At 64.6% G+C, this 25,076-nt stretch carries 27 protein-coding genes and 1 pseudogene; 16 read left to right on the top strand and 12 right to left on the bottom strand.

Features of this window, described 5'->3' with window-relative positions:
* Positions 1–130: 130 nt before the first annotated feature.
* The 4 genes from ACVJ5M_RS26640 (at position 131) to ACVJ5M_RS26625 (ending at position 3,527) form a co-directional block, all read left to right on the top strand.
* A complete protein-coding gene (locus ACVJ5M_RS26640; protein ID WP_208086635.1) occupies positions 131–799 on the top strand; it encodes an FMN-binding negative transcriptional regulator in 669 nt (222 codons plus the stop codon).
* Positions 796–1,782, top strand: coding sequence for an N-acetyl-gamma-glutamyl-phosphate reductase (argC, locus tag ACVJ5M_RS26635; RefSeq protein ID WP_354097765.1), 987 nt, complete (start codon positions 796–798; stop codon positions 1,780–1,782). The genes ACVJ5M_RS26640 and argC (ACVJ5M_RS26635) overlap by 4 nt, the downstream gene beginning before the upstream one ends.
* A 96-nt stretch (positions 1,783–1,878) precedes the next feature.
* The gene (gene argC, locus ACVJ5M_RS26630; protein WP_063983503.1) at positions 1,879–2,925 is read left to right on the top strand and encodes an N-acetyl-gamma-glutamyl-phosphate reductase; all 1,047 of its coding nucleotides are present in this window, start codon (positions 1,879–1,881) and stop codon (positions 2,923–2,925) included.
* Positions 2,926–2,939: 14 nt separating this feature from the next.
* Positions 2,940–3,527, top strand: a complete 588-nt coding sequence (locus tag ACVJ5M_RS26625; RefSeq protein WP_354097766.1) for a class I SAM-dependent methyltransferase — start codon at positions 2,940–2,942, stop codon at positions 3,525–3,527.
* A 19-nt stretch (positions 3,528–3,546) separates the two neighbouring features.
* On the opposite strand, the gene ACVJ5M_RS26620 is transcribed toward ACVJ5M_RS26625, so the two are convergent.
* Both ACVJ5M_RS26620 and ACVJ5M_RS26615 read right to left on the bottom strand, forming a co-directional pair.
* Complete coding sequence (locus ACVJ5M_RS26620; protein ID WP_354097767.1) at positions 3,547–3,945, bottom strand: MAPEG family protein; 399 nt, start codon at positions 3,943–3,945, stop codon at positions 3,547–3,549.
* Between the two features lie 82 nt (positions 3,946–4,027).
* Positions 4,028–5,833: a PHA/PHB synthase family protein gene (locus tag ACVJ5M_RS26615; RefSeq protein ID WP_354097768.1), complete on the bottom strand. Its 1,806-nt coding sequence runs from the start codon at positions 5,831–5,833 to the stop codon at positions 4,028–4,030.
* A 253-nt stretch (positions 5,834–6,086) separates the two neighbouring features.
* Between ACVJ5M_RS26615 and ACVJ5M_RS26610 the strand changes: the two genes are divergently transcribed.
* The 6 genes from ACVJ5M_RS26610 to ACVJ5M_RS26585 all read left to right on the top strand — a co-directional run bounded on the left by ACVJ5M_RS26610 (position 6,087) and on the right by ACVJ5M_RS26585 (position 12,110).
* A complete protein-coding gene (locus ACVJ5M_RS26610; protein WP_063983499.1) occupies positions 6,087–6,362 on the top strand; it encodes a hypothetical protein in 276 nt (91 codons plus the stop codon).
* 208 nt (positions 6,363–6,570) lie between these two features.
* Complete coding sequence (locus tag ACVJ5M_RS26605; protein ID WP_014495524.1) at positions 6,571–7,791, top strand: LL-diaminopimelate aminotransferase; 1,221 nt, start codon at positions 6,571–6,573, stop codon at positions 7,789–7,791.
* A gap of 30 nt (positions 7,792–7,821) precedes the next feature.
* Positions 7,822–9,138, top strand: a complete 1,317-nt coding sequence (locus ACVJ5M_RS26600) for a homoserine dehydrogenase (protein WP_085401211.1) — start codon at positions 7,822–7,824, stop codon at positions 9,136–9,138.
* Between the two features lie 139 nt (positions 9,139–9,277).
* Positions 9,278–10,279: a class II fructose-bisphosphatase gene (gene glpX, locus ACVJ5M_RS26595; RefSeq protein ID WP_063983497.1), complete on the top strand. Its 1,002-nt coding sequence runs from the start codon at positions 9,278–9,280 to the stop codon at positions 10,277–10,279.
* 142 nt (positions 10,280–10,421) lie between these two features.
* Positions 10,422–11,141, top strand: coding sequence for a haloacid dehalogenase type II (locus tag ACVJ5M_RS26590; protein ID WP_283018782.1), 720 nt, complete (start codon positions 10,422–10,424; stop codon positions 11,139–11,141).
* Positions 11,142–11,216: 75 nt separating this feature from the next.
* The gene (locus ACVJ5M_RS26585) at positions 11,217–12,110 is read left to right on the top strand and encodes a LysR family transcriptional regulator (protein WP_354099715.1); all 894 of its coding nucleotides are present in this window, start codon (positions 11,217–11,219) and stop codon (positions 12,108–12,110) included.
* 18 nt (positions 12,111–12,128) lie between these two features.
* Here the strand turns inward: ACVJ5M_RS26585 and ACVJ5M_RS26580 are convergent, their stop codons facing one another.
* The 6 genes from ACVJ5M_RS26580 to ACVJ5M_RS26555 form a co-directional block, all read right to left on the bottom strand.
* On the bottom strand, positions 12,129–12,323 hold the full coding sequence (locus ACVJ5M_RS26580) for a hypothetical protein (RefSeq protein WP_354095353.1): 195 nt from the start codon (positions 12,321–12,323) through the stop codon (positions 12,129–12,131).
* A gap of 22 nt (positions 12,324–12,345) precedes the next feature.
* Positions 12,346–12,471, bottom strand: a complete 126-nt coding sequence (locus tag ACVJ5M_RS26575) for an MFS transporter small subunit (RefSeq protein ID WP_014495518.1) — start codon at positions 12,469–12,471, stop codon at positions 12,346–12,348.
* A gap of 4 nt (positions 12,472–12,475) precedes the next feature.
* Entirely contained in the window at positions 12,476–12,634 is a 159-nt protein-coding gene (locus ACVJ5M_RS26570; protein WP_354095354.1) for a hypothetical protein, read from the bottom strand.
* Positions 12,635–12,661: 27 nt separating this feature from the next.
* Complete coding sequence (locus ACVJ5M_RS26565) at positions 12,662–14,083, bottom strand: L-lactate MFS transporter (RefSeq protein WP_354097769.1); 1,422 nt, start codon at positions 14,081–14,083, stop codon at positions 12,662–12,664.
* A 264-nt stretch (positions 14,084–14,347) separates the two neighbouring features.
* Entirely contained in the window at positions 14,348–15,034 is a 687-nt protein-coding gene (locus ACVJ5M_RS26560; RefSeq protein ID WP_354097770.1) for an alpha/beta fold hydrolase, read from the bottom strand.
* Positions 15,035–15,390: 356 nt separating this feature from the next.
* Complete coding sequence (locus tag ACVJ5M_RS26555) at positions 15,391–15,540, bottom strand: VOC family protein (RefSeq protein ID WP_354099579.1); 150 nt, start codon at positions 15,538–15,540, stop codon at positions 15,391–15,393.
* A 382-nt stretch (positions 15,541–15,922) separates the two neighbouring features.
* Between ACVJ5M_RS26555 and ACVJ5M_RS26550 the strand changes: the two are divergent.
* A pseudogene (locus ACVJ5M_RS26550) lies at positions 15,923–16,060 on the top strand (4-hydroxythreonine-4-phosphate dehydrogenase PdxA); the annotation flags it as partial.
* Between the two features lie 10 nt (positions 16,061–16,070).
* Here the strand turns inward: ACVJ5M_RS26550 and ACVJ5M_RS26545 are convergent.
* Both ACVJ5M_RS26545 and ACVJ5M_RS26540 read right to left on the bottom strand, forming a co-directional pair.
* A complete protein-coding gene (locus ACVJ5M_RS26545) occupies positions 16,071–16,484 on the bottom strand; it encodes a cupin domain-containing protein (protein WP_354097772.1) in 414 nt (137 codons plus the stop codon).
* Positions 16,485–16,534: 50 nt separating this feature from the next.
* Complete coding sequence (locus tag ACVJ5M_RS26540; RefSeq protein ID WP_354097773.1) at positions 16,535–17,278, bottom strand: SDR family oxidoreductase; 744 nt, start codon at positions 17,276–17,278, stop codon at positions 16,535–16,537.
* A 369-nt stretch (positions 17,279–17,647) separates the two neighbouring features.
* Between ACVJ5M_RS26540 and ACVJ5M_RS26535 the strand changes: the two genes are divergently transcribed.
* Together ACVJ5M_RS26535 and ACVJ5M_RS26530 are read left to right on the top strand one after the other, a co-directional pair.
* On the top strand, positions 17,648–17,821 hold the full coding sequence (locus tag ACVJ5M_RS26535; RefSeq protein WP_166096445.1) for a hypothetical protein: 174 nt from the start codon (positions 17,648–17,650) through the stop codon (positions 17,819–17,821).
* 73 nt (positions 17,822–17,894) lie between these two features.
* Entirely contained in the window at positions 17,895–18,653 is a 759-nt protein-coding gene (locus ACVJ5M_RS26530) for a sulfite exporter TauE/SafE family protein (RefSeq protein ID WP_354097774.1), read from the top strand.
* An 80-nt stretch (positions 18,654–18,733) separates the two neighbouring features.
* On the opposite strand, the gene ACVJ5M_RS26525 is transcribed toward ACVJ5M_RS26530, so the two are convergent.
* Positions 18,734–19,810 carry a methyl-accepting chemotaxis protein gene (locus tag ACVJ5M_RS26525; RefSeq protein WP_354097775.1) on the bottom strand — a complete coding sequence of 359 codons (1,077 nt, stop codon included), beginning with the start codon at positions 19,808–19,810 and terminating at the stop codon, positions 18,734–18,736.
* 283 nt (positions 19,811–20,093) lie between these two features.
* Between ACVJ5M_RS26525 and recJ the strand changes: the two genes are divergently transcribed.
* The 3 genes from recJ to ACVJ5M_RS26510 all read left to right on the top strand — a co-directional run bounded on the left by recJ (position 20,094) and on the right by ACVJ5M_RS26510 (position 23,742).
* Positions 20,094–21,935, top strand: a complete 1,842-nt coding sequence (recJ, locus tag ACVJ5M_RS26520) for a single-stranded-DNA-specific exonuclease RecJ (protein WP_354097776.1) — start codon at positions 20,094–20,096, stop codon at positions 21,933–21,935.
* A 91-nt stretch (positions 21,936–22,026) separates the two neighbouring features.
* Positions 22,027–22,836 (top strand): SDR family NAD(P)-dependent oxidoreductase, encoded by an 810-nt coding sequence (locus tag ACVJ5M_RS26515; RefSeq protein ID WP_354097777.1) that lies wholly within the window; start codon positions 22,027–22,029, stop codon positions 22,834–22,836.
* 108 nt (positions 22,837–22,944) lie between these two features.
* Positions 22,945–23,742 (top strand): aldolase, encoded by a 798-nt coding sequence (locus ACVJ5M_RS26510; protein ID WP_354097778.1) that lies wholly within the window; start codon positions 22,945–22,947, stop codon positions 23,740–23,742.
* Positions 23,743–23,748: 6 nt separating this feature from the next.
* On the opposite strand, the gene ACVJ5M_RS26505 is transcribed toward ACVJ5M_RS26510, so the two are convergent.
* A complete protein-coding gene (locus ACVJ5M_RS26505) occupies positions 23,749–24,978 on the bottom strand; it encodes a lytic murein transglycosylase (RefSeq protein WP_354097779.1) in 1,230 nt (409 codons plus the stop codon).
* Between the last annotated feature and the right edge of the window lie 98 nt (positions 24,979–25,076).

Here is a 25,076-nt window from a genome sequence, read left to right as displayed (position 1 = left end):
TAGCGGTTTGGGCGGTCGATCGCGTTTGAGATCATCGTCTTTGCCGCTGGATCCGATCCGCGGCATTCTCTCTCCTGTCAGCGCGATCTGATCCGGCGGCCCCCCCGAGGAGGCCCAGCAGGAGACCACGATGTACACGCCACCCTTTTTCAAGCAGGACCGCGCCGCGAGCCTGAAATTCGCCGAGGAGCGCGGCTTCGGCACGATGTGCGCCTTCGACGGCCACAAGCCGGTCGCCTCGCCGCTGCCGTTCTACCTGACTTACGCCGCTGACGGCACGCCGCAGGCCGCCTTTCATGTCGCCCGTCACAATCCGCTGCTAAAGCTGGCGGACGGCGCGACCTCCTGGCTGCTCGCGGTCAACGGCCCCGATGCCTATGTATCGCCCGACTGGTACGTCTCGCCGGATCAGGTGCCGACCTGGCTCTACCAGTCGGTGCATCTGAGCGGGCCGGTGCGCCTCTTGTCGGACGATCAGCTGGCGGTGCAGATCGACACGCTGAGCGACAAGTTCGAGAGCTGGCTGTTGCCGAAAGCGCCGTGGACATCGGCGAAGATGACGGCAGGCCGGCTGGAAGCGTTGAAGAAGGGGATCGTGGGTCTGGTCATGACGGTTGAAGAGGTCGAAGGCAGCTTCAAGCTCAACCAGCACAAATCGGACGCCGACTACACCGCGATCGCCAACGCGCTCGGTGCGCAACCCGAAGCCGACGCCAGAGAGATTGCACAATTGATGCAGGACGTGAGGCCGGAGGCCTTCGCGAACGAAACCAACATGCTCGAAAGGAGCGCGCCATGAGCCTCACCGAAACCACCAAGGCCCCGACCACCGGCGCGGCCAAGAAGCCCGCGACCGTCTTCGTCGACGGCGGCTCCGGCACCACCGGGCTCGGCATCAATGAGCGGCTGAAGCTCCAGAGCGACGTCACCGTGAAGACGATCGCCGACGACAAGCGCAAGGACCCCGCGGCCAAGAAGGCGCTGATGGAGGAGGTTGATCTCGTGATCCTCTGCCTGCCTGACGATGCCGCGAAGGAAACAGTCGCGCTGGTCGACAGCATGGGCGCTTCGGCGCCGAAGGTGCTGGACGCTTCCACCGCCTACCGGGTCGCGCCCGACTGGGCCTACGGCTTTCCGGAGCTGACGCCGGACCAGGCCGGCAAGATCAAGGCCGCGAAGAAGGTCTCCAATCCCGGCTGCTATCCGACCGGTGCGATCGCGCTGCTGCGGCCGATCGTCGATGCCGGTCTGTTGCCGCCCGATTATCCCGTCACCGTCAACGCGGTGAGCGGCTATTCCGGCGGCGGCAAGTCGATGATTGCGAGCTTCGAAGACGGCAGCGCGCCGTCCTTCGAGCTCTACGGCCTCGGCTTCGAGCACAAGCATCTGCCGGAGATGCAGCTCTATTCGAAACTGACGCGGCGGCCGATCTTCATTCCCTCGGTCGCCAACTACCGGCAGGGCATGCTGGTCTCGGTGCCGCTCCAGCTCGACGCGCTGCCAGGCAAGCCCAGCGGTGCGGACCTTCAGGCCGCGCTGGCCAAGCGTTACGCCGGCTCAAAGTATGTCGCGGTGATGCCGCTCCAGAACGAGGCGACCAAGGGCGGCAAGCTCGAGCCGGAGGCGCTCAACGAGACCAACACGCTTGAGCTCCACGTCTTCGCCAGCGACAAATATCACCAGGCGGTACTGGTCGCCCGGCTCGACAATCTCGGCAAGGGCGCCTCGGGTGCGGCCGTGCAGAACATGCGGCTGATGCTGGGCCTTGCCGACAATAGCTGATCGAACGTTGCTCGGGAGGCCAGCCCGGTGGACGAAGCGACGCTGCGACTTTCGACCCCGGCAAGACGATCAAATGACGCCTGAAAGGTACGCGTGATGAGCTCGAAGAAGATCGGCATTCTCGGCGCCTCCGGTTACACCGGGGCCGATGCGGTGCGCCTGTTGGCCCGGCATCCGAATGCCGAGATCGTCGCGCTCACCGCCAACACCCATGCCGGCAAGTCGATGGGCGACGTGTTTCCGCATTTTTTCATGCTGGACCTGCCGAAACTCGTGGAATGGGAAAAGGTCGACTGGAGCAAGCTCGATGCGGTGTTCTGCGGACTGCCGCACGGCACCACGCAGGAAATCATCGCCGCGGTCCTCAAGGCAAATCCCAAAATCAAGGTCCTCGACATGTCCGCCGATTTCAGGCTGCGGGACAAGAGCACCTATGCGCAATGGTACGGCCATGAGCACCGGGCGCTCGAACTGCAGGGCGAAGCGGTCTACGGTCTCACCGAATTCTATCGCGAGAAGATCACGTCGGCGCGGCTGGTCGCCTGTCCCGGCTGCTATCCCACGGCGGCGCTGCTCGCGCTGGTGCCGCTTGCGAAAGCCAAGCTGATCGACGTCGACGACATCGTCATCGACGCGAAATCGGGCGTCACCGGCGCCGGCCGCGGGCTGAAACAGAACACGTTGTTCAGCGAGGCGGGCGAGGGGCTGTCGCCCTATTCGGTCGGCACCCACCGGCACGCGCCCGAGATCGAGCAGGAGATCGGCGTCGCCGCCGGTTCCGCAGTGACGATCAACTTCACGCCGCATCTTATTCCGATGGCGCGCGGCGAACTCTGCACCTCCTACGTCAAGCTCAACGGCGCGACGCCGGACGATCTGCGAAGCGCGCTGGAGCAGGCTTATGCCAACGAGCCCTTCGTGCATGTCGCCAGGAAGGGCGTGCTGCCGCAGACCCAGAATGTGCGCGGCTCCAACTATGTGCAGATCGGCGTCGTCGCCGACCGCATCAAGAACCGGGCGATCGTGATTTCCACGCTCGACAATCTGGTGAAGGGTTCGGCCGGGCAGGCGATCCAGAACATGAACCTGATGTTCGGGCTGCCCGAGACGGCGGGGTTGGAGCAGATCGCGCTGTTTCCATGACACGAGGTACTGCGGTGGACGAAGCGACCTTGCAATTCTACCGGCAGAACGCCGAGGTCTATGCCGGCTGGGCGAAGGCCGCATCGACGCGGTTGCGGGGCTTTCTCGCCCTGCTGCCGCCGGGAGGCGCGATCCTCGAGCTCGGTTGCGGTGCCGGCAATCATTCCGCAGTGATGCTCGCCGAAGGTTTTTCAGTGCGTGCGACCGATGGCTCGCCCGAAATGGCCGAGATCGCCTCGCGCCGGCTTGGTCATCCCGTCGAGGCGATGCGGTTCGACCAGCTGGATGCGCACGAGGCCTATGACGGCGTCTGGGCGAGCGCCTGTCTGCTGCATGTGCCACGCGACGAACTCGCCGGCATCCTTGGAAAGATCCACCGTGCACTCAAGCCATCAGGCGTGTTCTACGCCAGCTACAAGATGGGTGAGGACGATGGCCGCGACAGCCTCGGGCGCTACTACAGCTACGTCTCGCGGGAGTGGCTCGAGATGACTTACGCCAGCGCAGGTTCGTGGATCACGCTGTCGTCGGACACCAACGTGATCCAGAGTTTCGACGAGACGCCAGCCAACATGCTGAACCTCGTCGTACGCAGGGCCTGATCCCTAAGAGACCCGATTTCTAGAGCACCTTGAAGATTGCCAGCGCAAGCACGGCCTGGGCGAGGAAGCCGACGGTGAAGGCGAGAGTCCGGAACACCGGGATTCCGAGCGCATAGACGATCAGATGCGCGACACGCGACCAGAAATAGACCGCGCAGGCGAGCACGGTCCATTTCGAGGAATAGTCGATCGCGTTCAGGATCAGCACCAGCGGCGCGAAGAGCACGAGGTTTTCGACGGCGTTGTCATGCGCGAACATCAGGCGGTTCGCCCACTCCGTCTGCGGCTTGTCGCCGCGCGAGGGATTGGCCAAGGCGCCACTGAGCCCCCGAACCTGGCAGCGGTTGATGGTGTAGGGAATCCAGAGGATCCCGGTCAGGATCACCGTCAGTGTCAGCCAGAACAATTCGCGCGTCATAACCCGGTCCCCTCTGTCGTCGCTGTGTTGAACGCGAGATTATACAAGCGCGCAGGATTGCGCCATGCGCAAAGAAATCCCGCTAGGCGCGAACCCTGACATAGCTGCCGGGCGCGTCCTCGATCGGGGGCAGGGCCTCGCTGCCGACCGCGCGCGCCGGGACTTCCTCGGGATCGAGCCCGCCCAACCATTCGCGCCAGTCCGGCCACCACGAGCCCTTGTGCTCCACCGCGCCCTTCATCCACTCGGCGACGTTGATGTCCTTGACGTTGTCGTTGGTCCAGTACTGGTACTTGTTCGAGGCGGGCGGGTTGACCACGCCGGCGATGTGGCCCGAGCCGGACAGGACGTATTTCACCGGGCCGCCGAAGAACTGCGAGCCGTACAACACCGATTCGGCCGGCGCGATGTGGTCCTCGCGGGTGGCGAGGTTGTAGACGGGCACCTTGACCTTGGAGAGGTCGAGCAGCGTGTTGTCGAGCACCATCGTGCCGGTGGAGAGCCGGTTCTCCAGGTAGCAATTGCGCAGGTAATAGGAATGGTTCGACGCGGTCATGCGCGTCGCATCCGAATTCCAGTGCAAGAGGTCGAACGCGCTCGGCTGATGGCCCTTCAGATAGTTGCTGACGACATAGGACCAGATCAGATCGTTCGAGCGCAGCATGTTGAAGGCCATCGCCATCTTCGAGCCTTCGAGCACGCCGGCCGCCTTCATGTCCTGCTCGAGGGCTGCGATCTGGTCTTCGTCGACGAACACGAGGAGATCGCCGGCATGGGTGAAGTCGACCTGCGCTGCGAAGAACGTCGCCGACGCCACGCGCTGGCGGCGCTTCTCGGCGAGCCAGGCCAGCGTGGTCGCGAGCATGGTACCGCCGACGCAATAGCCGGCGGTGTGCACCTTCAACTCGCCGGTGACCTTCTCGATCACGTCCATCGCCGTGAGCGGGCCTTCCTTCATGTAGTCTTCCCAGCTCTTGTTGCCGAGCCGCTTGTCGGGATTGACCCATGAGATCACGAACACGGTGATGCCCTGGTCGACGCACCACTTGATGTAGGATTTCTCCGGCTTGAGATCGAGGATGTAGAACTTGTTGATCCAGGGCGGCACGATCAGGAGCGGCGTGCGCAGCACGTTCTCCGTGGTCGGCGAATACTGGATCAGCTGCATCATCTCGTTCTGGTAGATCACCTTGCCCGGCGTCGTCGCCATGTTAACGCCGACGACGAGATTGTCCGGATTGGACTGGCGGATCTTCAGCATGCCCTTGCCGGCCGCGATGTCCTCGGCCAGCATCTTCAGGCCGCGCGCGAGATTTTCGCCGCTGCTCGCCACCGTCTCGCGCAGCACTTCCGGATTGGTCAGCACGAAGTTGGACGGCGAGATCGCATTGGTGACCTGCTGGATGTAGAACTCCGCCTTGCGGCGGGTCTGCGGATCGAGCTCGGCGTCGTGCACCAGCTCCTGCGCCCATTTGGTCGTGAGCAGATAGAGCTGCATCATGAAATCAAAGAACTGGTTCGACTTCCATTCCGGATCGGCAAAGCGCTTGTCGCGCGGCGAGGGCGCGATCGCGGGCGGGGCGTCCTGGCCGGCCATGCGGCGCGCTGCCGAGCCCCAGAGGTCGAGATAATCCTTGGCGAGCTTGGTCTGCAGATCCGACGCGCGGGATGTATCCGACAGCCAGTATTGGGCGACCGACGTGAAGGCCTTGACCACTTCCGTAAGCTCGGCGGGCGGCCGATCCTGCACGTCGCCGCTCTCGCGCGGTTTCAGATACGCGGCGAGCGCCTTGCCGCCGCTCTCCATCGCCCGCGCGACATTCATCGCGAAGGCTTCCGCATCGAATTTCGTCTCGGGTTTGGGCGTGTCGGTCGTGGCGGTACTCATGAGCAGAACAGTAACGATTCATTCTGTATTCGTCACCGCGAAGCTCGCATGTTTGGCGTTAAACAAGCTCCAACATGTGCTGCACTGCGACAAAGCCCCTTGGTTTTGTCACAATCAGCGTGCACCTCTTCCGCAGTGGGCCTTGGAAGTATTCTCGCTCGTACCATTTGTGGGCAGCAATGGTTTGAGCTTGGGCAGGTTGTCGGGTTAAGTTCCGGCAGCCTAGCGTTGGGACGAGTAGGGGATTTCCCAAGTGTTGGCGTTGAGGGACCTGCAAAAGTCGCTGCCGATCTGCGGCGCGCTGCTGATGGCGGCGCTTGCCTTGGGCGGTTGCTCGAGTCAGCTGGCTGACTATACCCCTACTGATGCGCAGGCCCATCCCAGGGAGCCCGGCTCGTACCTTCCGGTGCACGATCTGCCACCGGATCGTGATCAGGCAATCATCCCGCCGGACCAGCGCGCCAAGATCGAAGCCGAGCTGGCCGCTGCGCGCGACCGCCAATCCGTTGCCGCAAAAGACGCCAAGTAACGCGGCGTAATCGCTGGCGCCCCCGCCATGCCGTGCTAAAAGACCTCAGTTCAGCCGAGAGTCAGGGCGAACGACTTCAGCTCCTGCCGTCGAATATTGCTCTAAGCGTTTGATTTTGAGTGATTTTCGCGAGGGGCGAGAGCTTTCCCGAGCGGCTGTCATGGCCGGTCGATTCTGTCCTGACCGGTTGCCCGGAGCCTAGAGAGCCATGGAAGAGTTTTACCGCATCCGCCGCCTTCCGCCTTACGTGTTCGAGCAGGTCAACCGGGCCAAGGCAGCCGCGCGGAATGCCGGCGCCGACATCATCGACCTCGGCATGGGCAATCCGGACCTGCCGGCGCCTGCGCATGTGCTGGAGAAGCTGAAGGAGACGCTGGGCAAGCCGCGCACCGACCGCTACTCGGCCTCCCGCGGCATCCCCGGGCTGCGCCGGGCCCAGGCCGCTTATTACGCCCGCCGCTTCGGCGTGAAGCTCAACCCCGACACCCAGGTTGTCGCGACACTCGGTTCGAAGGAGGGCTTCGCCAATGTGGCGCAGGCGATCACCGCGCCCGGCGACGTCATCCTCTGCCCGAACCCGAGCTACCCGATTCACGCCTTCGGATTCCTGATGGCGGGCGGCGTGATCCGCTCGGTGCCCTCGGAGCCGACGCCGCAATTCTTCGAGGCGGTGGAACGGGCGATCGTGCATTCGATCCCGAAGCCGCTCGCGCTCGTCGTCTGCTACCCCTCGAACCCGACCGCCTATGTCGCGAGCCTCGACTTCTACAAGGACCTCGTCGCGTTTGCGAAGAAGCACGAGATCCTGATCCTCTCCGATCTCGCCTATGCCGAAGTCTATTTCGACGAGAACAACCCGCCGCCCTCGGTGCTCCAGGTGCCCGGCGCGATCGACGTCACCGTCGAGTTCACCTCGATGTCGAAGACCTATTCGATGGCCGGCTGGCGCATGGGCTTTGCGGTCGGCAACGACCGCGTGATCGCCGCGCTCGCCCGCGTCAAATCCTACCTCGACTACGGCGCCTTCACGCCGGTGCAGGTCGCCGCGACCGCCGCGCTGAACGGCCCCGACGATTGCATCAAGGAGATGCGCGACACCTACCGCAAGCGCCGCGACGCGCTGGTGGAGTCATTCGGCCGCGCCGGCTGGGAGATCCCGCCGCCGGAAGCCTCGATGTTCGCATGGGTGCCGCTGCCGGAGGCCTTCCGCAGCGTCGGCAGCATGCAGTTCGCAACCCTGATGGTGGAGAAATCCGGCGTCGCGGTCTCGCCCGGTGTCGGCTTCGGCGAGCACGGTGAAGGATATGTCCGCATCGCCATGGTGGAAAACGAGCAACGGATCAGACAAGCCGCGCGCGGCGTGCGCCGCTTCCTTGAAAGCGGCATCGAAACGTTGCACAACGTCGTTCCGCTCGCCAATCGGCGTTAAGTTTCTCTTCGGCAGGTTTTCTAAAGCATCATGGTTGCACCCCTGAAAGTGGGCATAGCGGGGCTCGGCACCGTGGGCGCCGAAGTTGTCCGTTTGATCGAGACCCAGGCCCGCGTGCTCGCGGGCCGCAGCGGCCGCGGCATTCGCGTCGTCGCCGTCACCGCGCGCTCGAAGGCGAAGAAGCGCGGCGTCGATCTGCGCGGCATCGAATGGGTCAGGGACCCCATGGCACTTGCCACGCATCCCGGCATCGACTGCTTCGTCGAGCTGATGGGCGGCGCCGGTGATCCCGCTCTCTCTGCGGTCGAAGCGGCACTGAATGCGGGCAAGTCGGTCGTCACCGCCAACAAGGCGCTGCTCGCCAAGCACGGCCTGAAGCTTGCCAAGGCCGCCGAAAAGCACGGCGGCGCGCTGAATTTCGAGGCAGCGGTCGGCGCCGCGATCCCTGTCATCAAAACGTTACGCGAAGGGCTTGCCGGAACCGGCGTCACCCGCGTCTACGGCATCCTCAACGGCACCTGCAATTACATCCTGACGCGGATGGAGCAGGAGGGACTGTCCTTCGCCGAATGCCTCAAGGATGCGCAGCGGCTCGGCTACGCCGAGGCCAATCCGTCCTTCGACGTCGATGGCCACGACACCGCGCAAAAACTTGCCATTCTCGCCAGCCTCGCTTTCGGCACGAAAGTTGCTCAAAGCGCGGTGTATGTCGAAGGTATCTCATCCATCGCGCCGGAAGATCTGCGCGCGGCCGACGATCTCGGTTACCGGCTCAAGCTGCTCGGTGTTGCCGTCCGTACCGCCAAGGGCATCGAGCAGCGCGTGCACCCGACCATGGTTCCAAAATCCTCCTCGATCGCGCAGGTGATGGGTGTCACCAATGCGGTCACGATCGATGGCGAGGGCATCCCTCCGATCACGCTGGTCGGCCCCGGTGCCGGCGGTGCTGCGACCGCATCCGCCGTCGTCGCCGACATCGCCGACGTTGCGCGCGGCATCCGCGCCAATCCGTTCGGCCGGCCGATCTCGCATCTGCGCGACACCAAGAAGGCGCCGATGGAGCGGCACGAGGGCGGCTACTATATCCGCCTGCTGGCGCGGGATTTCCCGGGCACTGCGGCCGCGATCGCGACCCGGCTCGCGGAGCAGAAGATTTCGATCGAGTCGATCGTGCAGCGTCATCCCAATGGCGGCGCTGCGCCGGCGAACGGCAAGGCGGTGCCCGTGCCTGTCATCCTGATCACCTATGCGACGCATGAGGACGCCGTGCGACGCGCGCTCGCGGCCGTGCAGAAGGACAAGGTGATCAGCGGACGGCCACAGGTGATCCGGATCGAGAAGAACTGAGCATGACCCGGAAAAGTGTGAAGAGGTTTTCCGGAAAGGTCATGCTCAAACAATAGGACACGGTTCGAACGAACTGTGGGTGTTACGAGTTGATGCGGGCGGAGATTTCCGTCCAAAACTGTTCCGAAGGAGTTAGCCGATGTCGACCCATATTTCAGTCCCGCCGCACGCGTTGCTCGAGCGCATCCTCACGCTGGAGATCGTGCGGGTGACGGAGCGGGCGGCGGTGTCTTCGGCGCGGCTGCGCGGGCACGGCAACGAGAAGGCGGCCGACCAGGCCGCGGTGGACGCCATGCGGCGCGAGCTCAACAAGCTGCCGATCGAGGGCACCATCGTGATCGGCGAGGGCGAGCGCGACGAGGCGCCGATGCTGTTCATCGGCGAGAAGGTAGGCATGAACGCCGGCCCGCAGGTCGACATCGCGGTCGACCCGCTCGAAGGCACCACGCTGTGCGCCAAGAACATGCCGGGCTCGATTGCCACCATGGCGATGGCCGACGGCGGCACGCTGCTGCACGCTCCTGACGTCTACATGGAGAAGCTCGCGATCGGTCCCGGCTACGACAAGGGTGTTGTCGAAATTGATGCCTCGCCCGCCGACAACGTCCGCCGCCTCGCCAAGGCCAAGGGTGTCCAGCCGGAAGGCATCACCGTTCTCGTGCTCGACCGCCCGCGCCATGCCAGCATCATCGAGAGCGTGCGCTCGACCGGCGCCGCCGTCCGCCTTATCACCGACGGCGACGTGGCCGGCGTGATCCACTGCGCCGACCCCGATAACACCGGCGTCGACATGTATCTCGGCACTGGCGGCGCGCCGGAAGGCGTGCTCGCGGCCGTGGCGCTGCGCTGCATCGGTGGCCAGATGCAGTGCCGCCTGATCCTGGATTCCGACGAGAAGCGCGAGCGCGCCGCCAAGATGGGCGTCAACGATCCCAAGATGATCTACGGCATCGAGGATATGGCACGCGGCGACTGCCTGTTCGCCGCCACCGGCGTCACCACCGGCTCGCTGCTGTCGGGCGTCAAGTTCCGCAAGGACGGCGTGATCGAGACCGAGACGGTCGTGATGCGCTCCGTCACCGGCACCGTGCGTTACATCAAGGCCGAGCACCGGCAGTTGGAGAAGTTTTACCTGGGCTGACGCGCTTCGTCATTCCGGGGCGACGGGACCGCGCAAAGCGCGCGGCCCGGAGAAGCCGGAATCTCGCGCCATAACTTCTGGATTCCGGGTTGGTGCTGACGCGCCTCCCGGAATGACAAGAACAACAAAAGAGGAAGCGCACATGTCCGATCTCTCCTCCGTCAAAGCCCTGGTCTTCGACGTGTTCGGCACCGTCGTGGACTGGCGCACCAGCCTGATCACCGACCTCATGTGGTGGGGCAAGGGCCGCGGCATCGCCGCCGACTGGACCGCTTTGGTCGACGGCTGGCGCGGCATGTACACGGCCGCCATGGATGACGTGCGCAAGCACCCCGAACGTGGCTATGTCATCCTCGACGTCCTGCACCGCCGCTCGCTGGACAAGCTGGTCGAGAAGTTCGCGATCAAGGGTTTGACCGAGGCCGATCTCGACTACATCACCAAGGGCTGGCACCGTCTGCATCCCTGGCCCGACAGCGTCGCCGGCCTGACGCGCCTCAAGACCAAATTCGTGATCTCGCCGCTGTCGAACGGCAATGTCGCGCTGCTCACCAACATGGCGAAGTTCGCAGGCCTGCCGTGGGACCTCATCATGTCGGCCGAGCTGTTCGAGCACTACAAGCCCGATCCCGAGACCTATCTCGGCGCCGCGCGCCTGCTCGGCCTCAAGCCGGAGCAGGTGATGATGGTCGCCGCCCACAACGGCGACCTCGCCGCCGCGCAGAAGAACGGGCTGAAGACCGCGTTCGTGGCGCGGCCGACGGAATACGGCCCGCTTCAGAAGGTCGATTTCGAGGCGACCGGCAATTGGGACATCGTCGCCAAGGATTTTGGCGGGGTCGCCGACAAGCTCGGCTGCTGAGCGGCACTGCTTCTGTTTGACATCCTTCAAGACAGCGCCTTTCATATCGACAATGTCGATGTGTGAGGTGCGCCCCTGGATACCGAGCTCGCGCGTACATTCCTGACGGTGGTCGCGACCGGCAATTTCATCACCGCCGCCGACCGGCTTCACGTCAGCCAGTCCACCGTCAGCACCCGGATCCACTCGCTCGAGGAGCTGCTCGGCTGCACGCTGTTCGTGCGCAACAAGGCGGGCGCGACGCTTACGGTGGCGGGGCGGCAATTTCAGCGCCACGCCTCCACCCTCGTGCGTACCGTCGAGCAGGCCCGCCACGACGTCGGCCTCCCCAAGGGCTTTAGCGGGGCGCTGGTGGTCGGAGGCCGCATCGGCCTGTGGGAGGAGTTCCTGCTGCTTTGGGTACCGCGCATGCAGGAGGCCAATCCTCAGATCTCCATCCGGGCCGAGAGCGCGCTCGAGCCCGAATTGATGCAGGGGCTGGTCGAGGGACGCATCGACATCGGCGTGATGTACACCCCGCAAAGCCGCCCCGGCCTCAAGGTCGAGTTGCTGATCGAGGAGCAGCTCGTGCTGGTGTCGACCAATCCCAGGAGCGATCCGGAGCCGCAGGAGGGCTACGTCTATGTCGACTGGGGGCCCGAATTCTACGCCCGCCACAGCGCCGTCTTTCCCAATTTCGCGGGGCCTGCGCTGACCGCCAACATCGGCTGGCTCGGGCTGCAGCATGTTCTCGCCAACGGAGGCTCCGGCTATTTTGCGCACCGGATCGTCGAGCCGCTGCTCAAGGCGCGGCGGCTGCACCTGGTGGTGGGAGCGCCGAAATTCTCGATGCCGGCCTATGTCGTCTATTCGGTCGACCAGCCCGACGACCACGTGCAGAGCGCGATAGCGATCATGCGCGACCTCGCCGCCGAGCAGACCCGGCGCGTGACGGAACCGCCGGCGCGTGGCGCGCGCAAGCGCCGCTGACGGCTCGTTTGACTGGATCTAACCGCGCCGGTGCAGGCGGGTCTCGGCCAGCGCCGTCACCGCGCCAAGTGCGAGCGTCGCGACGACGATGTCCGCAGTCGCGTCGAAGCCGACGGCGAGAACTGCAGCGGCGATCACCGCGGCCAGCACGGTGATGGCGAAGCCTTCGTCGGTTACCAACCGTCGCGCGCCGCTGAGAAGCGTTGCACGCATGTTCGTGGGACGCATTCGCCGCCTACTGAAACAGCTTCATGGCGTTGAGCAGGGTCTGGATCACGCCCGCGAGCAGGGGGATGCCCGCAAAGCTCCAGGCCAGCGCCAATTGCAGCGGGGTGGTCTTTGCCGTCTGAGCGGTCTGCATGATGTCAGGCCCCCGAGGGATTGTTGCTCGCCGCGGCTGCGGCCGCGATCTCGGCGGCACGATGCACCGGCCGCATCGCCGCCATCGTCCGGGATACCCGCCAGGCGATCCAGCTCAGCAGCGATTGGGAGAATGACGCTTCGCTCCGTGATGTCGTGGTCATGGTCGCCTCCTTGTGTTCGTCCGAACGTCAGGCAGCACGCGCCGCCTCGAGACCTGAACTGTCCTCGTCTTTCATGTGATGACGCTTGTCGACGGCACGGACGCAGAGATTGGCGAGGAAGCCGACCACGAGCAGTCCGGCCATGATGTACATGGTCGTGTTGTAGGCCTGCGCCTTGGGCACGCCATGCGTGACGTTGTATTCGCGGATGTAGTTGATCAGCACAGGCCCGGCGATGCCGGCCATCGACCAGGCCGTCAGCAGGATGCCGTGGATGGCGCCGACATAGCGCGTGCCGAACATGTCGCGCAGATAGGCCGGCACGGTGGAAAAGCCGCCGCCATACATGCTGACGATGATCAGGAAGCACAGCACGAACAGCACGACATTGCCGCTCGCGCCGGCATAGGGCACGGTCACGTAGAGGGCGATTCCGAGCACCATGTAGACGAAATAGGTGTTCTTGCGTCCGATGAAGTCGGATAGCGAGGCCCAGCTGAAACGTCCGCCCATGTTGAACAGGCTCATCAGGCCGACGAGACCTGCGGCCGCCACCGCGGTGATGTGGCCGGGGAACATCTCCTGGCTCATCGCCGAGGCCTGGCCGAGCACGCCGATGCCGGCGGTGGTGTTGCAGAACAGCACGATCCAGATCAGCCAGAACTGCGGCGTCTTGATCGCCTGGTAGACGAACACGTCGTTCCTGGTCATCAGCTTTGTGGCGGCCGCAGGCGGCACGTAACCCTCTGGCTTCCAGCCCGGCGCCGGCACGCGCACGATGGCGGAGCCGACCATCATGAAGACGAAGTAGACACAGCCGAGCGTGATGAAGGCGCCGAGCACGCCGACGTCGCTCGTGGTCGCAAACTTGCTCATCAGCCAGACGGAGAGGGGGGAGGCGATCAGCGCGCCGCCGCCAAAGCCCATGATCGCCATGCCGGTGGCCATGCCCGGCCGGTCGGGAAACCACTTCATGAGCGTCGAAACCGGGGAGATGTAGCCGATGCCGAGCGCGCAGCCACCGATCACGCCGTAGCCGAGATAGATGATCCAGAGATTGTGGAGATAAACGCCGAGGGCCGAGATCAGGAACGCGCTCGCCCAGGCAACGCCGGCGGTGAACATCGCCTTGCGCGGGCCGCCTTCCTCGACCCAGCGTCCGAACACTGCGGCCGACAGTCCGAGGAACACCATCGCGATGGAGAAAATCCAGCCGAGCTCGGTGAGCTTCCAGTCGCCAGAGGCCGATTGGGTGACGCCGATCAGCTTGGTCATCGGCAGGTTGAAGACGCTGAAGGCGTAGGCCTGCCCGATGCACAGATGCACGCAGAGCGCGGCGGGCGGCACCATCCATCGGCTGTAGCCCGGCCTTGCGATCGTGTGCTCGCGATCAAGGAAGGGCAGCAGCGAACGTGCAGGCATTCCCGATGCGTCGAGCGTCGTCGTCATCCAATCCTCCGGTGCCTCGCTGTTCTCGGGGGCGGCCTTTACGGGCAGCCGGGCGATGGCGCGGATCAGGCTACGCAGAAGGAGGATTTTGACAAACGAATAATATGCGCTGTTACAATCGGATTAATCGATATTAGAAAGAGCAGAAATCGGCATGGCGTTTTCGCGATGGACAAAAGGTCCGGGCGGTCTCGCGCCGCCCGGACCTGATCCGAAGAATGACAACGTCATCTGCCTTGGTTCGGTATGGTATGTCAGCCGATGCTACTTCGCTGTGACCGCATTCGCAGCCTTTCGGATCACATCCAGCACCACATCCGGCTTCGACAGCATGGGGACGTGGGACGAAGGCACTTCGGTCACGGTAGCGTTCATGCGCTTCGAGACGAAGTGTTGCAGATCGGGGTGAACCGTCTGGTCCTTGCTGGCGAGGATGTACCAGCTCGGCTTCGAGGTCCACGCTGTGCCATCGACCTTCTGGGTCAGGAGATCCGCAACCGGCGCCCCTTGCGTTGCGTAGACCAGCTTTTGCTCGGCTTCGGGCAGGTCGCCGGCAAAGTGCGTCAGGCCGCTTGGCTTGAGCCAGACACGGCCCGCCGGCGCGTCGATGTGGCCGAACACCTGCGTCGTCGGAAATTTTGCAATCTGGCTCTGCGAAGTTTCGTCGGCAGCGGGCGCGAGCGCGGCGATGTAGACCAGCGCGGCGACCCGCGGATCGGTTCCGGCATGCGTGATCAGTGTGCCGCCATAGGAGTGGCCGACGAGGACCACGGGTCCAGGAACACGGCCAAAGCACGCCGTCACGCAGGCGACGTCGGTTGCGAGTGAATCGAGCCCGTGCTGGCTCGCCAGGACCTCGTGGCCTTCGGCTTGCAGCGCCGGGATCAGCTTGCCGAAGCACGATCCGTCAGCCCAGAGGCCGTGCGCGAAAACGATGCTTGGTTTGGTCATGAGATGGTCTCCGTTGGCTGCGCAACGGCGAGCCGAGGTGCTCGCGGAGCGTGAAGCGGGGGAGCTTCACGTCTAACGCGCGACCACGTCAGCTGACAGAGGGGCGCAAGGATAATCGGGCGAATGCGAAATTGAGCAAGTTCGGCTCGTGAGCCGAATGCAGCTTACGCCCCACACGACAGAGAGCGTGCATCAGTTCAATGGTCCGGGCAGCGTGCACCGTCGCGATTGTGTCTCCTGATCGCGCGATGCGGCAGGACTGGACGAATCTTTTTGCGTCAGGATGGCGTGCGCATGCCCAGGCGTTCGACGAAGCGCACGAGGTAACCGTCCGGATCCTGGACGAGGAATTCGCGCTAGCCGAATTCCTGATCGCCGACCCGATACCAGGCTTCGTTCGGCTGTTCGTAGAGCGGCCATTTGGCATCGCGGAGAGCGCTCAGCATGGGATCAATGCGATCGACGACCATCTGGAAATTGACGCCGCGTCCGAATGGCCGCTGCATCTCGGCCGTCTCCCAGCGCCCATTCAATTCGCAGAGCATGACCTGCAAACGCCCCCTGACGAGATACGCAAATCGCGCATCGGGGCGATCGTAAGCGAGCTCGAAGCCGAGCAAGTCGCGCCAGAACGGCAGGCTGGCTTGAATGCTGGAAACGCCGAGTTCGGGAACGAGATCGGCAAAGCCGCCTTGCGGCGCGCTCCCGTGCTGTCGGAGGTCGCACGCGCGACGGGGTCAGAGGGCAGCGGTTTGTTCATTGCGGCGTCGCCTGATCTTATGGCCGATCTTCGGGGCGGTTATCGCAGCGAAGCGGCGCGAAGGCCAGACGCGGAATGGGGCGAACGAGTGCTCGCCGGCGAGCGCCTCGAGACCCTGGCAGACCTTCGGTGGCTTCCCATTCCCGATCTGCACGCCCGCGCACGGCACCGCCTACGACATCGCAGGGCAAGGCATCGCGTCGATCGGCGCCAGCCGCGCCGCGTTGCTGCTGGCCGCTGAGATGGCCGCGCGCCGCGCTGCGTGACGAGGCGGCGCTACTTCGTGATCGGCGTGACCAGCTCCTTGTCTGCCGAATCCACGACGAAGACGGCCAGCAGCTTCGCAGGTTCGGTATCGCTGGCATTCGCGCTTATGGCGTGACGGTCGCCGGGCTTTTCGAAGAAATTCTCGCCTTTGCGATAGACCTTGGCGGGCTCGTCATTGACCTGACTGCGGATCGCTCCTTCCAGGATGGTCGCATAGATGAATGCGGAGCGCGGATGCATGTGGGCCGGCGAGGAGCCTCCGGGACCATACTCGACCAGCACGCCCTTCATGCTCTTGCCCGGGACGTTCGGCAGCGCCTGGTCGAACACGACCGTCACTTTGGCCAGAGGTGCCGGTTCGGCCGCATAAGCCGTCAGGATTGATGCGGCATAAACCGCCGTTGCGATCAGCAATCTGCGCATGGGATTTCCTTCATTGCAGTGGTTGTCGTGATTGAAGCTCTTGCGGTCCGTCAGAGTCTTGCGAGCCACGTTGCGAGCGGCGTTTTTCCAAGCCGCGCCTCGCCGAGCGGGTTCAGTGATGTGTCGTCAATGGGGGCGCCGTAGTACGGTGCCTTCGGGTCCCCCACCACCGGTCGGGTGTCGCCGGACGCCTTGAGGCGCCGCGCAATGAATTCATTGAAGGGGGCCTTCTCGGGTCCCGCGATATCGATGGTGCCGTTGAGCGGCCGGCCCATGGCGACCTCCGCGAGGCGATCAGCTACGTCTTCGGCGGCGATCGGCTGAAACAGTGCGGACGGGACGACGATCTTTCCATCGACCACAGCCGTTTCGGCAATGGCGCCGAGGAATTCGAAGAACTGGGTGGCACGAACGATGGAGTAGGGGACCGACGAGGATTTGATGATGGTCTCCTGGGCGAGCTTGGCCCGAAAATAGGAATTGTCGGGCGACCGTTCGGTCCCCACGACCGACAGCGCCACGTGATGCTTCACGCCCGCGACCGCCTCTGCCGCAACGAGGTTTGTGCTCGAGCGCTGGAAGAAATCGAGCACGGCGGCGGGCTCCCAGGACGGTGCGTTGGCAACGTCGACGACGACATCCGCGCTAGCCAGCGCTGCTGCGAGGCCTTCCCCGGTCACGGCGTTCACGCCTGATTTCGGCGAGGCTGCAACGGCCTCGTGGCCGTGTTGTTTCAACTTCGTCACGAGCTTGGATCCGATCAATCCGGTCCCGCCGATCACGACGATCTTCATGGCATGTCTCCTCGGCATGTGACGAGCGTGAGTGATCTCAATCCGTGGGCCGATCATGTCACGTCCGCCCAACGTGATGCGAAGCGCAGCGTAGCCGAGCAATGCGGCAAGCTCTTGCCTGTAACCGGCCTGCCTTGCCGGAAAATGCTCAGAAGACTCGTTGCGACGGGGTGGGCGCCGCGCCTGCCGCGGTCGGATTGAAGCCCAAGGCAAGAAGTTTGCTGCATCTGCTCTGCTCGCGCGGAGGCGGCAAAATTGCACCGAGATCAATGTTCTTATTGTACTGAGTAATGTACCGGTTCATATTGCGCCGCATCGATCCTCAAATGCACCGAGAGGTGGTCGCGCCCGACAAAGCGGAGCAACAGAATGAGCGTGAGTTATCTTGATGTGTTTCTGGCATTCCTCGGAATGACCTTTGGCCTGCCGTCAGTGCTGCCCGGTCTCTTTTTCCAGCCGAAGGCCGAGCCGCCTCGAACCTCGCAGGCGACGTCGACCGACGCCGGCCCAACGGCTACCGATGACGACGTCACGGCGACCTGAGCCGAGTCTCGCCCGCGATGTTTCGGCGTGACGCGCGCCGAGGCGCGAGCGTGCCGGTCATGGAGACGCGCAGATGGATTTGACTGTCGCCACGGTGATCATCGCCTTTTCCGGCGTCTTCCTGATCTGCTTCATGAAGGGCGCATTCGGCGGCGGCTTCTCCATCGTCGGCATTCCGTTGCTCTCATGCGTGATGGATCCGGTCACCGCGGGCGGCCTGCTCGCGCCGCTCTTCATCGCCATGGACCTGTTCGCGTTGCGCTACTGGAAGCCATCGACATGGTCGAAGCAGGACCTGGTGCTGCTGTTGCCCGGGCTCGTGATCGGCATTGCCCTCGGCTATCTCTTGTTCCGTGTATTGGACCATCGCGTCGTCGCGATCGTGATGGCGGTCGTGACGTTGAGCTTCGTTGGCATATGGCTCGTGAGTGATCCGAAGGTGGTCATTCGTCCGCGCTCCTCGCCGAAGGCGGTTGCTGCCGGCCTTGCCTCGGGTGTCACGACCATGGTCGCGCATTCCGGCGGACCGCCGCTGGCGATGTACCTCCTGCCGCTTGGCCTCAGCAAGGAGGTCTACGCGGGAACGACGAGCCTGTTCTTCACCGTCGGCAACGCCATCAAGGCGGTACCTTGGCTGTTGCTGGTGCGGCCGGCGGGCAACGTCTGGATCGTGATGGCGGCGTGCCTCTTTGCCATTCCCAGTGGCGTCTGGCTCGGCTGGCGGCTGCACGGAAAGCTGGACCAGCGGCAGATCTACCGGGCCTGCCATGGCTTGCTGGCCGTGACGGCGTTGAAGCTGTTGTGGGACGGAGTGTCTGGCTATCTCGGATAGGCTGCACGTCGCGCCGCATCACGACGCGACCATCGTTCGACGGTCACGCTGCCGCGCTCACGGACTTCGCGATGATGTCGTCACGCCCCGCAGACGATCACGCCGTACCAGCCGAGGCCGCGATAGGTCTCGTAGCCTGGCGTCGCATGGAACGCGACCAGTGCGCCCGTGCGATCGTGGTAGAAGCCGGACCGCTGGCCGTTCAGCGAGATCGAGATGCGCTCGCTCAAAATACCCTGGCCGTCGGAAGCTGCGATGACACGCAGATTGGAGTCGACCAGCAGCACGCGCGCCTTGTCGCTGTCGCCGACGCGCACGCCCTGCACGATGGCGCGGGCCTGCGCCTCCCAGTCGAAATGGATGGCGAGCACGCCGATCGGCGCGCCGTTGGCCTGGCCGCCGGCGCGGACGCTGGCACAATAGGTCGCGACTTGCGCATTGCCGAGCAGCGGCTGGTTCTCGACGTCACCGGCGACATAGTCGTCGCCGGTGCGCAAGGTTCGCGCCTCGCGAAACCACTTTGTGTGAGCGACGTTCTGGCCGACGACGCGAAAGCGGTCGGCGCGGCCGTTGGCGATGACATTGCCGTCGAGGTCGCAGAGCCAGAGGTCGAGATAGACGGTGTAGGCGCCGAGGATCACGCCGAGGCGCTGCGAGGCATGGGAGACGGCTGCGGCGTTGGGCGAGGCCGCGCAATCGACCACGGCGGAATCGGTCGCCCACCAGCGCACGTCGCAGGTGCGTTCATAGAGGTTGCGATCGATCAGCTCGATGGCGTTGAGCGACAGGTCGACCATCCGCTCGCCGCGCGAGCGCTGGCTCATGCGGTCGATCGAGGCGACGAGATCGCCGGTGCGCTTCGTCAGCTGGGTTTCGAGCTCGCGCGCGATGGTTTCGACCTGCTGGCCGACACCGCGCACCTCCTGCGCCACCACCGCGAAGCCGGCGCCTTGCGCGCCGGCGCGCGAGCTCTCGATCAGCGCGTTCAGCGCCAGCATCTTCATCTGGTTGGTGATCTGCTGAATCGCCTTGGTCTTGTCGACTGCGATCTGGTTGACCTCCGCGGTCAGGCGATTGATCAGTGCGGAGATATCGGAATCGTCATCAGCGGGTTCGGTGGCGATCGGCTTGGCTTTCAGACCCAGCGCAGCAGACATCGGGGAGCTTCCCTTGGCAATGAGGCCTGATCTGCAACGAACCCGGAACAACTAATTACAGATCGAATACGAGTCTTTTTCGAAGATTCCGCCTAACGCCCGCTTAATTTGCTGTTCCACGGAATGCCCAAATGATAGTCAGTCCGCGCAGCAAAGCGGCAATCCACCGCTTTGTGCGGCGCGGACATTGCAAATCCCGGGGGATTCCAGGTCAATCGTCATTGTCGGCCGATCGCCGCAACGCCCAGTCCGATTCCCGGGTTCCTCAAGCCAGTCTCGACTCATGACGCCGCCCGCAACCGCCTTGCCCGTCGAAGTGCCCCAGGCGTTTCTGGGCGTCGCGCGCTCGCTCACCGACAAGCTCTGGCTCGACCGGCTGGATGCGCGCGGGGCGGCCAAGGCGCTCGTCATCGTGCAGCGGCACCAGCTGCCGGAGTTGCTGGCGCGGGTGCTGGCGGGCCGCGGTGTCGATATCGACGCCGTCGCCGACTTCCTCGATCCGACCATCCGCAAGCTGTTGCCGGACCCGTACACCGTGACGGAGATGGAGGCCGCCGCGAAGCGGATCGCGGACGCGGCGGTGCGCGGCGAGAAGGTTGCGATCTTCGGCGACTACGATGTCGATGGCGCGACCTCGGCAGCGCTGCTCGCCTGGCATCTGCGCCATTGCGGGCTCGATCCGCTGATCCATATTCCCGACCGGATTTTCGAAGGCTACGGCCCGAACACCGAAGCGATCCGCGCGCTGGCCGCCAAGGGCGCCACGCTGCTCGTCACCGTCGATTGCGGCACCACCAGCATCGAGCCGCTCGCGGAAGCCAAGCGCCTCGGCATGTCCGTGGTCGTGATCGATCATCACCAAGCCGGCACGGAGCTGCCGGAGGTCGATGCGCTGGTCAATCCGAACCGGCTCGACGATCTCTCGGGCCTCGGCCATCTCGCCGCCGTCGGTCTCGTGCTGGTGACGCTGGTTGCCGTCAACCGCGAGCTGCGCCAGCGCGGCTTCTGGACGAGCGAGATGCCTGAGCCCGATCTGCTCGGCATGCTGCATCACGTCGCGCTCGGCACGGTTGCGGATGTCGCGCCGCTGATCGGGCTCAACCGTGCTTTCGTCGCAAAAGGCCTGATCGCGATGCGGCGGCGCGACCATGTCGGCCACACCGCGCTGATGGACGTGGCGCGGCTCAACGGCCCGCCGGAGGCCTGGCATCTCGGATTCATGCTGGGGCCGCGCGTCAATGCCGGCGGCCGTATCGGCCGCGCCGATCTCGGCGTGCGGCTCTTGCTCGAAGGCGACAGCGTCGAGGCGGCGCGGATTGCAGCCGAGCTCGACCGCCTCAACAGCGAGCGCCGCGTCATCGAGCAGGCGGCCGAAGCGCAGGCCGAAGCCGAGGCGCTGGCCTCGATTGGGCTCGAGGACAAGATTGGCGTGATCGTCACGGCCTCCGAGGGGTGGCATCCCGGCGTGGTCGGCCTCGTCGCGTCCCGCCTGAAGGAGAAGTTTTCGCGGCCGGCCTTCGCGATTGCGCTGGAGCCCGGCGGCATCGGCACCGGCTCGGGCCGTTCGATCGCCGGCGTCGATCTCGGCAAGGCAGTGCGGCAGGCGGTGACTGACGGCATCTTGCTGAAGGGCGGCGGCCACGCGATGGCCGCGGGCGTGACGTTGCGGAAGGAGAAGCTCGCCGAATTCCGCGCCTATCTCGAAAACGCGCTGGCGCGCGACGTTGCCGAGGCGCGCCATGTCAACGAGCTCTACGTCGACGGCGCGGTGTCCGCGCGCGCGGTGACGACGGAGCTTGCGACCACGCTCAACCGCGCCGGTCCCTTCGGCAGCGGCAATCCGGAAGTCGTGCTGGCGCTGCCATCGCATCAGCTCGTCTATGCCGATGAGGTCGGACAGGCGCATTTGAGGCTACGCTTCAAGTCCGGCGACGGCTCGATCGTCAACGGCATTGCGTTCCGTTCGGTCGGCCAGAAGCTCGGCAATGCACTTCTCGCCAATCGCGGTCAGCAATTGCATGTCGCGGGATCGTTGTCGGTCGACCGGTACCAGGGCGCCGAGCGCGTGCAATTCCGCGTCGTCGACGTCGCGCTACCGGACCAGGGACCATCCGTGATTAGATAACGCAAGATCCCCCGCGACAAACGCGGTACGCGTTTGCGCGGAGATCATGCGTCAAAAATAAGCCGCTCAAGCAACAAAAAAGGGAGTGAACATGGCAGGGCAGGTTGAGGGCAAGGTCGCGCTGGTGACGGGCGGCGCCTCGGGCATCGGCGAGGCCATCGTCGAATTGTTCGCCCGCGAAGGCGCCACCGTCGTCGTCACCGATATCGACGAGTTGCGTGGCCCCGAGCTCGCCAAGCGCGTCACCAAAGCCGGCGGCAAGGCGATTTTCCTGGAGCAGGACGTCACCAGCGAGGAGCGCTGGATCGAGATCGTCGCCGAGATCGCCAAGCGCTACGGTCGGCTCGACATCATGGTCTCCAATGCCGGCATCGGCATCGCCGTGCCCTCGATCGTCGATATGACGCTCGCTGATTGGCACAAGCAGAACGCCATCAATCTCGACGGCGTGTTTCTCTCCGTGAAGCATTGCCTGCCCCTGATGCGCAAGACCGGTGGCGGCTCGATCGTGATGATGTCCTCGCTCGCGGGTCTGCGCGGCGCGCCAGGCCTCTCGGCCTATTCGCTGACCAAGGGCGGCGTGCGGCTGTTCGCCAAATCGATCGCCATGGAGTGCGCGGCGGCCGGCGACGGCATCCGCGTCAACTCCGTTCACCCCGGCATCATCGACACGCCGATCTGGGGCAAGATTCCGACGGGTGCAACGGGCGCCGGCCAGAACGCCCCGATCGACCCCGAGGAGCGAGCCAAGGTCGCAACCCCGCTCGGCCGCGCCGGGCAGGCCGCGGAGATCGCCTCCGGCGTGCTGTATTTGGCCTCCGACGCCTCGCGTTACGTCACCGGCAGCGAGCTCGTCATCGACGGCGGCATGAACGCCGGCGGCGTGCCGCGGCGGCAATAAGCCGCCGCGCAAGACGCGAAGGGCAGGGTGGCGCCCGCGGGGGCTGACGCAGAGGCGTTGGCGCTGTACAACGCGGGCCTCTTCCGACCGATAGAGGTTTCCTTCGCCATGGCGCACAGCCTTCAATCTTCCTCATCCGCAGCTGCGCCGTTCCGCTCGAACCGGCCTGATCTCGCCACCGACGCGATCCGCACCGCGCGCGAGGACCTCGCAGCATGCTTCCGCATGGCCGCGCGCAATGGTTTTGAGGAGGGCATCTGCAACCATTTCTCGGCCGTGGTGCCCGGCCATGACGATCTCTTTCTGGTCAATCCATATGGCTACGCCTTCCGCGAGCTGACGGCGTCAAAGCTCCTGATCTGCGATTTCCACGGCAACGTGCTCGACGGCGATGGCGCGCCCGAGGCAACCGCGTTCTACATCCACGCCGAGATGCACAGGCTGCTGCCGCGCGCGAAGGTCGCCTTCCACACCCACATGCCCTACGCCACGGCTTTGTCGATGACCGAGGGTGATCCCCTGATCTGGGCCGGCCAGACCGCGCTGAAATTCTACGGCCGCACCGCAGTGGACCGCGATTACAACGGCCTCGCACTCGACAACCGCGAGGGCGCGAGGATCGCATCCGCTGTCGGCGATGCCGACATCGTCTTCATGAAGCATCATGGCGTGATGGTGCTGGCGCCGACCATCGCGGAGGCCTGGGACGATCTCTACTATCTCGAGCGCGCCGCCGAGGTGCAGGTGCTGGCGATGTCGACGGGACGAAAGGTGCTGCCGGTCGATCCCGCGATCGCGGCGGAAACCTACAGGCAGATGCGCGATGGCGATTCCGAATCCGCGCGATTGCATCTCGCCGCGATCCGGCGGCAGCTCGACGCGGAAGAGCCGCAGTACCGGCACTGAGGCGAGTTACGACCCCTGCCGCAGCTTCGCCAGCACCTTCAGCCCGCCATAGCCATCGGCGGGCGTGATCCCAGCGCGCTGCTGGAAATCCTTGATCGCCTTCATGGTGTCGTTACCGACGCGGCCGTCGGTGCCGCCGGTGTCGAACCCGGCCTTGGTCAGGCGCGTCTGCATCTCCTGCACCTCGGCGAGCGTCAGCGCGCGCTCTGAGCCGGGGAAGGGCTGGATGAAGGGCGGCGCGCCGAGGCAGCGGTCGCCGAGATGACAGATTGCGAGCGCATAGTTCATCGAGGGATTGTAGCTCTTCACCGAATAGAAATTCGGTCCCAGCAGGAATGTCGGCCCGCCCGCAACCGGCGTCCACATCTGCGCGGATGCATTCGGTTGCGGAAACGGCTGGCCATCGGCACGGGTGACACCGGCCGATGCCCAGGCCGCGTAGGTCCGGTTGCCGCCCATATCGCCGGACGGGCGCACTTCGTAGCCCCAATGCTCGCCACGGCGCCACTTGCCGCGATTGACCAGGTACTTTGCCGTCGATCCCAGCGCGTCGTCGGGCTTGCCGAACGGCGACACCTTGCCGTCGCCGTCATAGTCGATGCCGACATTGAGCCAGACCTCCGGCATCCATTGCGAATGCCCCATCGCGCCGGCCCAGGATCCCTGCATCTGCTCCGGCGTGCTCCAGCCCTTGTCGACGATGCGCAGCGCGTTGATCAGCTCGGTCTCCCAATAGGCCTTGCGGCGCGGCTCGTTCCAGGCGAGCGCGGCGAGCGAGGGGAATACCGGCGTCATGTGGTTTTGTTGCACCAGCGGATCGCCGTAGGCCGACTCCACGCCCCACAGCGCCAGCAGCGTGCCGCGCTCGACGCCGAAATCACGCTCGATGCGCGCGAGCAGCGCCTCGTTGTTTTTCAGCGCGATCTTGCCATTGATGATGCGCCAGTCCGAGACGCGGCGGTTGATGTATTGCCAGACCTGCTCGTGGAATTCGGGCTGGTTGCGCATCTGCTTGAACACGCTCATGTCGGGCTCGACCCGCGCCATCGCACGCTGCCAGGTCGCGGCCGAAATGCCCTTCGCCATGGCGCGTGCACGAAAACCCTCGCGCCATTCGTCGAAGCCCGGAGGCGCGGCGAGAAGCTGCGTGGGGAATGTGATGAAGGCGGCTGCGCCGAGCGTGGATCGAAGCAGGGCGCGGCGGCTGTGATTGGCCGAGGAATCAGCTTGTTTCATGGACCCATTCTAGCGGGAATCACGGCTGCTGTGGGCCGGTTCCTGGAACACCGGGAACAGGCTATCGCCCCCGCGTTCTGCCGGAACAAAGTGTCGCA

Source organism: Bradyrhizobium sp. S3.7.6 (assembly GCF_054061875.1).
The sequence above is the reverse complement of the archived record's forward strand: the minus strand, read 5'-3'. Positions and strand labels throughout refer to the sequence as shown.